Here is a 13,503-nt window from a genome sequence, read left to right as displayed (position 1 = left end):
TTGACATGGACCGTGAGACTGCCCAAAACCGGGTTAAAGAACTGCACAATTTAATAAACCAATATAACTATGAATACCATGTACTGGATAATCCGTCTGTCCCGGATGCAGAATATGACCGGCTGATGCGTGAATTGACGGAGATCGAAAGTGAATTTCCGGATTTGGTGACGCCTGAGTCACCGACGCAGCGGGTTGGCGGCGAAGCTCTTTCCGCTTTTGAAAAAGTGGAACACAGAACGCCGATGCTCAGCCTCGCCAACGCTTTTGGGGAAGCCGGTTTGCGGGATTTTGACCGCCGCATCCGCCAGGCGATCGGGGACGATTTTTCCTATGTATGTGAGTTGAAAATCGACGGGCTTGCAGTCTCACTTCAATATGAAGACGGGCTCTTCGTATTGGGATCGACCAGGGGAGACGGAACTGTCGGAGAGAATATCACAGCCAATTTAAAAACAATCCGTTCCATCCCGATCCGCCTGAAAGAGGATTTGACCTTTGAAGTACGCGGTGAAGCATACATGCCGAGAAAATCATTTGAGCGCCTTAACAAAGAAAGGGAAAAGAAAGGCGAAATGCTGTTTGCCAATCCGAGGAATGCGGCAGCGGGCTCTTTACGCCAGCTTGACCCGAGGATTGCTGCATCCCGGCATCTTGACATCTTCCTTTACGGAATTGGAAATTACGGATCCCTTGGTGTCGATACACACAGCGGCGCACTCGAATACTTGGCGAAGCTCGGCTTGAAGGTGAACAAGGAATGGAGAAAATGCCAAACGATCGACGATGTGATTGAGTATATCGACACATGGACGGAAAAACGGCCTGACCTGGATTATGATATAGACGGAATCGTTATAAAAGTCGATTCTATAGAGCAGCAGGACCGTCTTGGTTTTACAGCAAAGTCGCCCCGTTGGGCCATCGCCTACAAGTTCCCTGCCGAAGAAGTGGTGACAAGGCTGACGGACATCGAATTGAGTGTAGGCAGGACCGGTGTCATCACGCCGACCGCTATTCTGGAACCAGTTCAGGTGGCCGGTACAACTGTCCAGCGTGCATCCTTGCATAATGAAGATTTAATCCGCGAAAAGGATATTATGCTTGGGGACTGGGTCATCGTCAAAAAAGCCGGTGATATCATTCCGGAAGTTGTCAACGTCTTGACTGAAAGACGGACAGGCGAAGAAACAGTGTTCCACATGCCGACACATTGTCCAGCGTGCGACAGCGATCTTGTACGCCTGGAAGGGGAAGTGGCGCTGCGCTGCATCAATCCGAAATGTCCGGCGCAGCGAAGAGAAGGGCTGATCCACTTCGTTTCACGCAACGCGATGAATATTGACGGTCTTGGAGAAAAGGTGATTGGTCAGCTGTTTGAACATGAATTGATTAGGGATCCGGCTGACATATATTTCCTGAAAAAGGAGCAGCTGCTTGAGTTGGAGAGAATGGGGGAAAAATCCGTCAATAATTTGCTGGCGGCGATCGAAAAATCTAAATCCAACTCCCTTGAGAAGCTGTTGTTCGGACTGGGAATCCGCCATGTCGGGGAACGCGCGGCAAAGGTTTTGGCCGAACATTATGAAACGATGGACAACCTGATCGCGGCTTCCCGCGACGACCTTGTAACGATTCCTGAAGTGGGAGAAAAAATGTCGGATTCGATTGCCACTTATTTTGAAAGCGAAGAAGTAGAGGAACTGATCTCTGAATTAAAATCGGCCGGTGTCAATATGACGTACAAGGGACCAAGAATTTCGGAAGCAGCGGAATCCGGTTCGATTTTTAGCAATAAAACGGTTGTTTTAACAGGCAAACTCGAGAAACTGACGCGAAATGAAGCCAAAGAGAAGATTGAAGCGCTTGGCGGACAAGTTACGGGCAGTGTCAGTAAAAAGACGGACCTGGTCATTGCAGGAGAGGACGCCGGATCGAAGCTGACAAAAGCGCAGGAACTGAATATAGAAATTTGGGATGAGGAAAAGCTCCTGGAAGAACTCAATCGTTAAAGGTGGAAGAAATGGAATGAAAAAATGGTTTTCCCTGCTGCTGGCAGCAGTTTTAATAACAGGATGCGCACCCGGTTTTAAAAATGAAAAGGAAGTTGTCCAAAAGAAGAATGATCAAAAAGGAACATCCATCATTCCGAATTACCAGCTTCCCGATTCCTATCGTTCTCTCATTCCTTTTGTACCGAGTAAAGCAAGGGGAATGGTCGTATCAAATCTAAATTCAAGATATGATATCGATGAATTTGAGACCGGATTGATGCGGGTGGCGACGGGACAATTTTCTCCGGATAAATACGTGTTCCAGGAAGGGCAGCATCTGGATAAAGAAACAGTGGGCCTTTGGCTGAACCGGAAATTCACGAAGGAACAGCTGAAGGAAAGAGGCCTCAAGAAAGAAGAGAATCTGGGGCTGAACCCGTTAAACGACGGCAAAGGATCAATCGAGGAACAGAACGAAAAAAACCCGATTTATCTCGCTCACATTTTGGAACATAACTACTTAACGAAAAATGATAAATCGGTAAAACTGAGCGGCGTAGTGGTAGGGCTTGCCCTTAACTCTGTCCACTATTACCAAAAGGAAAAATATGGGGCAACATTTGAACAAAAAATCCCCCGCGACAAACTCGAAGCCGAAGGGAAAAAGATGGCTGAAGAAGTGCTGAAACGAATGAGAAGTATGAAGGGGCTGGGGGATGTCCCAATCGTCATCGCTCTGTTTGAACAAAAAGGAAAGAACGATGTCGTTCCCGGAAATTTCTTCACATATGCCGTATCGGATAAAGGCAATTCTTTGGGCGACTGGAAGAAAATCGATGAGAAGTATGTCCTCTTCCCATCAGAGGAAGCGGAAAAAAATCATCGGGATGATTTGACTTTTTATATGAGATTCAAAGATGATATCGAAGAATACTTTCCAAATTATAACGGTGTTATTGGACGCGGGTTTTACAAAGATGGCCAGCTTGTCGATATGAAAATTGAAATTCCGGTCCAGATGTTTGGCGAAGCCGAAATCATTGGATTCACACAGTGGGCCACGTCATTGATCATTGACCACTTCCCGGATTATCTAAATGTTGAAGTGGAAATCAACTCAGTAAACGGGGCCGAAGCGCTCATTGTCAGAAACGCCGGTGAAGAAAAGCCGTTTGTGCATATCTACTAGAAAAGCGGAAGGCGGCTGCCTAGGGGCGACAAGCGCTGGCCGCCTTAAAGCGCCACATCCTGTGGCTTCGGCGGCACTAGGACGTCTTGTCCGTCGGAGGAAAAACCAGTGAAGGCGCCTTATGCCTTCATTGGTTTTTTCGAAGCGACCTCGAGCCCCTGCCGCCTGAAGCTGGACACAAGAAAAGCGGAAGCGCTCGTTAAGCGACGTACAGACTGGACGCCTCCAGAGAGGCAGCGCCACACCGCTTCCTCTTGCCCGGCGCCGGCTTTTTCTGATATTATCAATAGTATTGCGATTGGTTCGAAATATAGTTGGAGGTGGAAATAGATGTCAAGAATTACCAAAGAGCAAGTGTATCATATCGCGGATTTAGCCCGCCTGGAAATTAATGAAGAAGAGGCCGAGTTGTTCACAAGCCAGCTTGATGACATGATCAATATGGTTGAAAAGCTGGATGAATTGGATACTTCGAATGTCAAACCGATGTCACACGTTTTCATCCAAGAGAACGTCATGCGGGATGATGTGACGGTCGAAGGGCTTCCAATTGAAGAAACGATGAAAAATGTACCGGAACACGAAGGCAGACTAATCAAAGTTCCACAGATTTTGGAATAAGGAGGAAACCACATGTCATTGTTAGACCGTAAGATATCCGAAGTAAAAGAACTTTTACATAAAAAAGAAGTTACGGTTTCCGACCTTGTCGATCAGTCTCTGGCACGGATCAACGAGGTGGAAGAAAAAGTAAAAGCGTTTATCACAGTTGATGAAGAAAATGCACGCGCGCAAGCGAAAAAACTGGACGAGCAGATTGGTACAGACGCATCCAATCAAGCCCTTTTCGGGATACCTTCAGGTATTAAAGATAATATTGTAACGAAAAGCCTGGTTACAACTTGTGCGAGTAAAATGCTCGAAAACTTCGATCCCATTTATAACGCAACCGTCATGGAGAAATTGAATTCAAAAGGTACGGTTACGATCGGAAAAACGAATATGGACGAGTTTGCGATGGGTTCGACAACGGAAACATCCTTCTTTCATCCTACATACAATCCTTGGAACTTGGATTTTGTTCCTGGAGGTTCTTCCGGCGGATCTGCAGCGGCAGTGGCGGCTGGAGAAGTCATGTTTTCTCTTGGTACTGACACTGGCGGGTCCATTAGACAGCCGGCGGCTTTTTGCGGTGTAGTCGGGTTGAAGCCTACATATGGAAGAGTGTCCCGTTCAGGAGTAGTGGCATTTGCTTCTTCGTTTGACCAGGTCGGGCCGATTACACGCACAGTCGAAGACAATGCTGTTGTGTTAGAGGCCATCTCCGGCCATGATGACCGCGATTCCACATCCATCAAGCGTGAGGTTCCAAATTTCGTGAACAGCCTTACAGGTGATGTTCGCGGATTGAAAATCGCCGTTCCAAAGGAATATATCGGAGAAGGTGTGAGTGAAGAATCCAAAGAAGCGGTTCTTGCTGCGTTAAAAGTGCTTGAAGGACTCGGCGCTACTTGGGAAGAGGTATCTCTTCCATATTCCAAATACGGATTGGCATCTTACTATATCGTAACTTCTTCCGAAGCATCATCCAACCTTGCACGCTTTGACGGTGTCCGCTACGGCTACAGAACCGAAAATCCGAAGAATCTTTTGGACTTGTATAAAAAGACGCGTTCCGAAGGTTTCGGCGACGAAGTAAAACGCCGCATCATGCTTGGAACGTTTGCCTTAAGCGCCGGCTATTACGATGCTTATTATAAAAAAGCCCAGCAGGCACGTTCTTTGATCAAGCAGGACTTTGACAATGTGCTTTCCAAATATGATGTCGTCATCGGACCGACAACTCCGACTCCTGCCTATAAAATGGGCGAAGTCGTAGACGATATCATGACGATGTATGCAGGCGACCTATTGACAATTCCTGTAAACCTTGCAGGACTTCCTGCGATTTCCGTCCCATGCGGGTATTCGAATGGATTGCCGCTCGGACTTCAGATCATCGGAAATTATTTTGACGAAGAGACAATTTACCGTGTTGCTCACGCTTTTGAACAGGCAACAAACTATCATGAACAAAAACCACAACTGTAAGGGGTGAAAAAAATGAACTTTGAAACGGTCATCGGACTTGAAGTACACGTAGAACTTAAAACAGATTCAAAAATATTTTCGCCGGCACCGAACCATTTCGGTGCTGAGCCGAATGCGAACGTAACAGTGATCGACCTTGCTTATCCTGGAGTTTTGCCGGTATTGAATAAACGTGCAGTCGAATATGCGATGAAAGCAGCCATGGCTTTGAACTGTGAAATCGCTACTGAAACCGACTTTGACAGGAAAAACTATTTTTATCCGGACAATCCGAAAGCTTACCAAATTTCCCAGCAGGATAATCCGATTGGAAAGAATGGCTGGATTGAAATCGAAGTGAACGGCGAGAAGAAGAAAATTCGCATCAACCGCGTCCATATGGAAGAAGATGCCGGGAAACTTACGCATACAGGGAAAGGTTACTCTCTTGTGGACCTTAATCGTGCGGGAACCCCGCTTATCGAAATCGTATCTGAAGCAGATATGCGTTCGCCTGAAGAAGCTTACGCTTATTTGGAAAAATTGAAAGCAATCGTCCAATTCACAGGCGTATCCGACTGTAAAATGGAGGAAGGTTCTCTTCGCTGCGACGCGAACATCTCCTTGCGTCCAGTCGGACAGGAAGAGTTCGGTACAAAAACCGAATTGAAAAACCTGAACTCTTTTAACTTCGTAAGAAGAGGACTGGAATATGAAGAAAAACGCCAAGAGGAAGTGCTCCTTTCGGGCGGAAAGATTTTACAGGAGACACGCCGCTACGATGAAGCATCAGGAAAAACCATCCTGATGCGTGTAAAGGAAACAGCGGACGACTACCGCTACTTCCCTGAGCCGGATCTTGTAAAATTAACGATTGACGACGAATGGAAAGCCAGAGTCCGTGCGGAAATTCCTGAGCTTCCGGATGCGAGAAAACAGCGCTATGTCGGCGAACTCGGGCTTCCGGAATACGATGCAATGGTGCTTACGCTCACTAAAGAAATGTCTGACTTCTTTGAAGCGGCGATCGCTGCAGGGGCTGATCCGAAACAGGCATCCAACTGGCTTATGGGAGAAGTATCCGCCTATTTGAACGTGGAGCAAAAAGAACTCCATGACGTCGCGTTGACTCCTGAAGGATTGGCCGGCTTGATCAAGCTGATCGAAAATGGCACTATTTCTTCAAAAATCGCGAAAAAAGTATTCGGTGAATTGATTGAAAAAGGCGGAGACCCTGAAACAATCGTCAAAGAAAAAGGACTCGTTCAAATTTCTGACGAAGGCGAACTTCTGAAAATCATAGTGGAAGTGCTGGATGCCAACGAGCAATCAGTTGAAGACTTCAAGAATGGAAAGGGACGTGCGCTCGGCTTCCTTGTGGGCCAAGTGATGAAGGCCACAAAAGGACAGGCCAACCCGCCGCTTGTAAACAAGTTGCTTAAGCAGGAAATTGAAAAAAGATAGGTTTAGAATGAAAGACAGTTTAATGCAGCCCGCGCTGATTAAACTGTCTTTTTTTTTGGCATCTGGCCTTCAAGATCAAAAGCCTGGGATACTGTGTCCACACAATCAAGTCATTTTAAAAGCTTTATTTTGTTATTCGCAAAAGTTGTGGAGAAATTCCTCTTATGTAATTTGTATATGTTATATAATATTTTTAATTATTTGATAAAGGGGTGATGTCTTATGGCGTATATGGAAAAAGAATTATATAAAATGATTATGCTAAGGAGATGTCACATTGAAAAGGGAAAAAATCAAATTACAATCAGAGACAGAAAGATTAACATTAAGACCGTTACAGAATGAGGATTATGAACGGTGGCTGGAAGGATTCAGCCAAAGGCTTCCTTCGCAATATAAATACGATGACGACAAGATGGATTTGACGGAATGGACCCAGGAAAAATTTAACGATGTGGTATTAGCCGAGCGGGATGAGGCATACGTTTTTGCGGTTTTTCGGAAGTCGGATCAAAAACACATTGGCATGGTTGAATTTTGTACGGTTATGAGAAAAGAATTTCAGTGGGGCCTTTTAGGCTATATCATTCATAATCAATTCTGGAAAAACGGATACGGTACAGAGGCTGTTAGAGAAGGGATTCGTATGGCTTTTCAAAACCTTGGATATCATCGCATTGAGGCTCATATCAATGTAGACAATACGCCTTCAATTAAATTGGCGGAGCGTGTCGGGCTTACCTATGAATGTACGAGAAAGGAATTTATTTATGAATTTGACCGCTGGAACGATAATCTTGTGTATTATATGAATTCAAAATAAAACAGGTTTCAATTGAAGAGCGCATTTCGGCAGCACGAATTGTGCTCTTTCTTAAATAGTAAGGCTTAAATGAATAGTTGGCAGACTTGCACGCAACATATTTGAAAATGATATTTTATTAACTTGTGAATACTTGGTAATAAATGCTTGTAAATAAACTAATAGTAAGGAGACCGCTATGCAAAAAATAGTTCCGCATTTATGGTATGACAAAGAGGCGAAAGAAGCCGCATTGTTTTACATCGGTTTGTTTGACGATTCTAAACTTTTAAATGTGACAGTCCTTGAAAATACTCCTTCTGGAGACTCGGAATATGTGAGTTTTGAATTGGCTGGACAACGATTCGATGCGATAAGTGCAGGCCCTTATTTTACATTTAATCCATCCATTTCCTTGATGGTGGCCTGTTCTTCTGCAGAAGAAGTAAATGCAAAATGGGATGCTCTTATTGAAGGCGGGACCGAATTAATGCCATTGGGTGAATACCCTTTTAGCAAGTGGTATGGCTGGGTTCAGGATCGATTTGGGTTGTCTTGGCAGTTGATGCTTATGGACAAAGAACAAACGGTTCAAAAGATTATCCCGAACTTTCTTTTTTCAAGTGATTCATGCGGGAAAGCTGAAGAAGCAGTAAAGTACTACGTGAGAATATTTGAAGATTCAGGAATAGGGACAATTAGCAGATATGGGGAGGGAGAAGCGACGTCATCGAAGGCAAAAGTGAATTATGCTGGTTTCAATCTCAGCGGCATTCAATTTTCAGCAATGGATAATGCCTTCGACGCAGATTTCAATTTTAATGAAGCATTTTCATTCATGATAAACTGCAAAGACCAGAAAGAGATTGATTACTTTTGGGATAGGCTTTCTGCGGTACCTGAGGCAGAACAATGCGGGTGGGTAAAGGATCCATTTGGCGTTTCATGGCAGATTGTTCCGGAAAACATGGATGAGGTCATGTTTAGAGGGTCAAGGGATGAAATCAAGCGAGTTACTGAGACGCTATTCAAGATGAAAAAAATTGATATTGCTGCATTGGAAAAAGCCCGTTTTGAAAAATAAAGCCCGTCAATGCCGGGAAAAAACAATATTTGAATTTTAACCCCGTCTTTGAACGGGGTTATATGTATTTTGGTTTCCTTTTTAACCCATTCCAAGGGGGAGCCAAAAACCCCCAGCAGCGTGCTATTATAAATGTTGTATAATTGAAGAATAAATGAAAGAAGTAATTTTATTGGGATCAGGGAGGTGCCAAGATATGGAAGCAGCTGTTTGTCAATATTTGCAGCATTTACGATTGGAAAAGGAACTACCGAGCATCAATTACTTACAAAGGCTGATTCAGCATCATCTTTCGCTTGTACCCTATGAAACTTTCAGCAAATTTCATTATTTTTTAAATGGACCGGAGCTGGTTCCTTCACTGCCCGATTTTGTAAAAAATTTAACTGATAGAGGGTGGGGCGGTACCTGTTTTACCCTGAATATGAACTTTGCACGACTGCTTTCCGATCTCGGTTTTGATTGTTCCTTGGTCAGGGTGCAGCCATCACATTTGGCAATAATGGTTGAAATCAACGGCAAGCGCTTATATGTGGACGTCGGCTACGGTTCTCCCATTATGAAGCCGGTAGAGCTGGAGGCAAAGCCCCGCCATGTTCTGCACGGTTTCGGGGAAGAAATTATTTTTACAAAAATAAAAAACGGAGAATATGAAATTGACCGGCGTTCCAACGGCAAATCTTTTGTAAAAAAGCTGATCAAATGGGCGCCTCTTTCAGAGGAGCATATATTGAATGACATTGGCGAGTCTTATGCAGATCGCGATGAAAATATCACGATGAGGAGAATTACAGCGGTTCGTTTTAACGGGCATCAATGTTTTTTCCTTAGAAATCGGACGATGAAAGTGATGACATACCGCAATATAAGCGAACTGCAGATCAATGAACAGGAAAAATGGATCAACCTCATCCATGAAGTCTATCAAATTGATAAAAATTCAATGGAACCAGTATTGACGTTTTTAAAAAATAGGGGCGTGAATTTGTTTTAAACCTTCATTTTTTGATGAAATTACCGATAAATATATATAGTTACAGAAAAACTAACTAAAAAATTCATATTTTTTCCAGTAAAGTCGAAATATGATAGGATAAGAGTATATTAAATTCGACATAAAGGAAGTGAGAATTTGAAAAAGAAGATCGTCATTCCTGGCCTATGTTTTGCAGCATTGTCGACGGTAGCTTTTGAAGAGGCTGTTCAAGCCGCCGAACCTCCTGCGATAAAAGCCCAAGCTGAAACAAAGTATGTTTCAGTGAATCAAGGTTCAGCTCTTAATGTCCGGAGCAGCGCTTCATCGAGCAGCAGCGTGATCGCCAAATTGCCAAGTGGGACGAAAGTATCTGTTCAGTCAGAATCGGGTGGCTGGGCAAAAGTGACAGTCAATGGGAAGACAGGATATGTCAGTGCACAATTTTTGTCGTCAGGCGCCCCGGCAAGCCAACCAGTTGCTAAGCAGGAAGTTGCTAAGCAGGAAGTTGCACCTGCACCAGCCAAAGCAGTTACAAAATACATAAATGTAAATTCAGGCTCGTCGCTGAACATGCGAAACAGCGCTTCAACAAGCGGAAGTGTAATTGGCAAATTGACTCGTGGGACGAAAGTATCTGTTCAATCGGAAGCAGGCGGTTGGGCCAAAATAGCTGTCAATGGAAAGACAGGCTATGTAAGCACACAATATTTGTCCACAAGCGTTCCAGTGAGCCAGCCAAAAGCCAATATTAAACAAGCATCGACGCTGGCGCCTGCCAAGCCTGCAGCAAAGCAAGCTTCGACTGCATCAACAAAAACCGTTACAAAGTATGTGAACGTAAATCCCGGTTCGTCGTTAAACGTGAGAAGCAAAGCGTCTACAAGCGGAAGCGTCATTGCCAAATTGGCCTCCGGTTCCAAAGTGTCTGTCCAATCGGAATCCGGCGGCTGGGCAAAGATAACCGTCAGCGGAAAGACAGGGTATGTAAGCACTGCATATTTAGCAATGGGTGCACCGGCTAACAAACCTTCAGCCAATAAAGTACCGCCAACATCAACAAAAACCGTTACAAAGTATGTGAACGTAAATCCCGGTTCGTCGTTAAATGTGAGAAGCAAAGCGTCTACAAGCGGGAGCGTCATTGCTAAATTGTCCTCCGGATCAAAGGTATCTGTCCAATCAGAATCCGGCGGCTGGGCAAAGGTGACCGTTAATGGCAAAACGGGTTATGTAAGCACTGCGTACTTAGCAACGAGTACATCGGCCAACAAACCTTCAGCCAATAAAGTACCGCCAACATCAACAAAAACCGTTACAAAATATGTGAACGTAAATCCCGGTTCGTCGTTAAATGTGAGAAGCAAAGCGTCCACGAGCGGAAGCGTCATTGCCAAATTGTCCTCCGGCTCCAAAGTGTCTGTCCAATCGGAATCCGGCGGCTGGGCAAAGATAACCGTCAGCGGAAAGACAGGGTATGTAAGCACTGCATATTTAGGATCGAGTGCACCGGCCAACAAACCTGCGGCCAATAAAGTACCGTCAACATCAACAAAAACCGTTACAAAATATGTGAACGTAAATCCCGGTTCGTCGTTAAATGTGAGAAGCAAAGCGTCCACGAGCGGAAGCGTCATTGCTAAATTGACCTCCGGTTCCAAAGTGTCTGTCCAATCGGAATCCGGCGGCTGGGCGAAGGTAACCGTTAATGGAAAAACGGGTTATGTAAGCACCGCATATTTAGCAATGAGTACACCGGCTAACAAACCTGCAGGCAATAAAGTGCCGCCAACATCAACCAAAACCGTTACAAAATATGTGAACGTAAATCCCGGTTCGTCATTAAATGTGAGAAGCAAAGCGTCCACGAGCGGAAGCGTCATTGCCAAATTGTCCTCCGGTTCAAAAGTGTCTGTACAATCAGAATCCGGCGGCTGGGCAAAGGTGACCGTTAATGGAAAAACGGGTTATGTAAGCACCGCGTATTTAGCAACAGGTGCACCGGCTAACAAACCTGCAGGCAATAAAGTACCGCCAACATCAACCAAAACCGTTACAAAATATGTGAGCGTAAATCCCGGTTCGTCGTTAAACGTGAGAAGCAAAGCGTCTACAAGCGGGAGCGTCATTGCTAAATTGTCCTCCGGTTCCAAAGTGTCCGTCCAATCAGAATCCGGCGGCTGGGCAAAGATTACGGTGAATGGCAAAACAGGTTACGTAAGCAGTGAGTATTTGTCTGCAAAGGCACCCTCTGCGGGTTCTCCAGTTAAGAATCCTGTTAAAACAACAACCAAATATGTGAATGTAAACGCTGGGTCGACTCTTTATTTGCGTAGCAAGGCTTCTACAAGTGCAAGTATAGTTGATCGGCTGACACGCGGAACAGCGGTTAAAGTTGAATCTGAAGCAAATGGTTGGGCAAAGGTATCAGTAAATGGAAAAACGGGTTATGTAAGCAGTGAATTTTTATCCGAAACAAACGGAAAAACCGAAACTGCCAAACCGAAAACTAAATATATCAATACATCTTCCGTATCCGGTGTAAGCATGTATAAGAGCGCATCAACAAATGCTTCCATTATCATTAAGATTGGGGCGGGAGTGCCTGTTCAAGTATATTCGGAGGAAAAAGGCTGGGCTAAAGTGAAAGCCTATGATTCCGACGGGTATATCCAGTCCAAGTTCCTTTCGGATACAAAACCTGAATCCAAGCCAAGCGAGGAGGCAAAGGATCAGACGAATCAAATCAAATATGTGGCTGTCAACCCTGGTTCGAATTTAAATATGCGGTCCGGCCCTTCAGCAACAGCAGCCATTATTGCCAAACTTGCGAACGGCACCGCAGTCACCTATCATTCCGAATCGGGAGGCTGGGCAAAGGTTACGGCGAACGGAAAAACCGGGTATGTAAGTACCACATATCTGTCTTCGGGTTCCAATGGATCTGAAAAAGGAGAAAATGGCTCAAAAACGAACGAATACTCCAATTACAATCTTACTTTGGATGAAATGGTCAAAATCCAAATGGCTGCCAATCCTCAGACGGATAAGCAATATGCCACTTATATAAGGGAAGATGCTTTAAAGTTAAATTCCAATGCTAAGTCAGGAACGGTTTTAAGCGGCACCTGGAATGTCCGAAGCGGAGCCGGAACCAATTTTAGCTCCCTCGGTAAAGTAAGCGCAGGAAGCACTTTGAACATTTTATCTTCCAAAAAAGACAAAGATGGATACACTTGGTACCAAGTCCAGTATAAAACCGGATGGGTAACAGCAAAGCCGGAGGATGTAAAATATTATCTTGATCCAAATAACTTTATTAATGATCCTGTAAAATCGCTTCAGTTTATCAATCTATCAAAAACAGCGAACGCCCAGGCAGCTGAAATAAATGAGAAAATACTTTCCGGAAAAGGCATTTTAAGCGGAAAAGCAGCTTCATTTATAGAAGCGGGGAAAATTCATGGTGTCAACGAGATGTACCTGATCTCCCATGCTTTGCTTGAGACAGGTAATGGGACTTCCCAATTGGCCAGAGGTGTAAAAGTGAACGGCAAAACAGTTTACAATATGTACGGCATCGGAGCTTACGACGGTTCAGCCGTTCAAAGCGGCGCCCAGTTTGCCTACAACGCAGGCTGGTTCACTCCTGAGGCTGCCATCATTGGCGGAGCTCAATTTATTGGTAAGAACTATATCAGCGCCGGCCAGAACACATTATATAAAATGAGATGGAATCCGCAAGCTGCAAGCAATACAGGAAAGGCCACCCACCAGTATGCAACGGATATCGGATGGGCGGTAAAACAAATTACGCAAATCCACAATTTATATATGTTGGTCAATTCGTATACTCTAGTCTACGACATTCCGGTCTATAGAAAATTGTAACCTCATGTTCGATATATCGAAGCACTCCCGCTTTTT

At 44.6% G+C, this 13,503-nt stretch carries 9 protein-coding genes; all 9 read left to right on the top strand.

All coding sequences use genetic code 11. The features are described 5' to 3' along the window. The first annotated feature begins 5 nt into the window (after window positions 1-5). The 9 genes from ligA to FS666_RS05100 all read left to right on the top strand — a co-directional run bounded on the left by ligA (window position 6) and on the right by FS666_RS05100 (window position 13,467). Complete coding sequence (gene ligA, locus FS666_RS05140; protein WP_144460910.1) at window positions 6-2,012, top strand: NAD-dependent DNA ligase LigA; 2,007 nt, start codon at window positions 6-8, stop codon at window positions 2,010-2,012. Between the two features lie 16 nt (window positions 2,013-2,028). Further along, the gene (locus FS666_RS05135; protein ID WP_144460909.1) at window positions 2,029-3,183 is read left to right on the top strand and encodes a CamS family sex pheromone protein; all 1,155 of its coding nucleotides are present in this window, start codon (window positions 2,029-2,031) and stop codon (window positions 3,181-3,183) included. A gap of 330 nt (window positions 3,184-3,513) precedes the next feature. Further along, window positions 3,514-3,804 (top strand): Asp-tRNA(Asn)/Glu-tRNA(Gln) amidotransferase subunit GatC, encoded by a 291-nt coding sequence (gene gatC, locus FS666_RS05130; protein ID WP_120075214.1) that lies wholly within the window; start codon window positions 3,514-3,516, stop codon window positions 3,802-3,804. Between the two features lie 12 nt (window positions 3,805-3,816). Further along, on the top strand, window positions 3,817-5,274 hold the full coding sequence (gene gatA, locus FS666_RS05125; protein WP_144460908.1) for an Asp-tRNA(Asn)/Glu-tRNA(Gln) amidotransferase subunit GatA: 1,458 nt from the start codon (window positions 3,817-3,819) through the stop codon (window positions 5,272-5,274). Window positions 5,275-5,286: 12 nt separating this feature from the next. Continuing rightward, window positions 5,287-6,717 carry an Asp-tRNA(Asn)/Glu-tRNA(Gln) amidotransferase subunit GatB gene (gene gatB, locus FS666_RS05120; protein ID WP_144460907.1) on the top strand — a complete coding sequence of 477 codons (1,431 nt, stop codon included), beginning with the start codon at window positions 5,287-5,289 and terminating at the stop codon, window positions 6,715-6,717. A 277-nt stretch (window positions 6,718-6,994) separates the two neighbouring features. Then, the gene (locus FS666_RS05115; RefSeq protein WP_144460906.1) at window positions 6,995-7,540 is read left to right on the top strand and encodes a GNAT family N-acetyltransferase; all 546 of its coding nucleotides are present in this window, start codon (window positions 6,995-6,997) and stop codon (window positions 7,538-7,540) included. Between the two features lie 178 nt (window positions 7,541-7,718). Then, a complete protein-coding gene (locus FS666_RS05110; RefSeq protein ID WP_144460905.1) occupies window positions 7,719-8,603 on the top strand; it encodes a VOC family protein in 885 nt (294 codons plus the stop codon). Between the two features lie 196 nt (window positions 8,604-8,799). After that, a complete protein-coding gene (locus tag FS666_RS05105) occupies window positions 8,800-9,597 on the top strand; it encodes an arylamine N-acetyltransferase (RefSeq protein ID WP_144460904.1) in 798 nt (265 codons plus the stop codon). 138 nt (window positions 9,598-9,735) lie between these two features. Further along, a complete protein-coding gene (locus FS666_RS05100) occupies window positions 9,736-13,467 on the top strand; it encodes an SH3 domain-containing protein (RefSeq protein ID WP_144460903.1) in 3,732 nt (1,243 codons plus the stop codon). The last annotated feature ends 36 nt before the right edge of the window (window positions 13,468-13,503 follow it).

This window comes from Siminovitchia fortis, from assembly GCF_007681465.1.
GTDB lineage: Bacteria > Bacillota > Bacilli > Bacillales > Bacillaceae_C > Siminovitchia > Siminovitchia fortis.
This window is presented reverse-complemented; position numbering and strand designations above follow the sequence as displayed.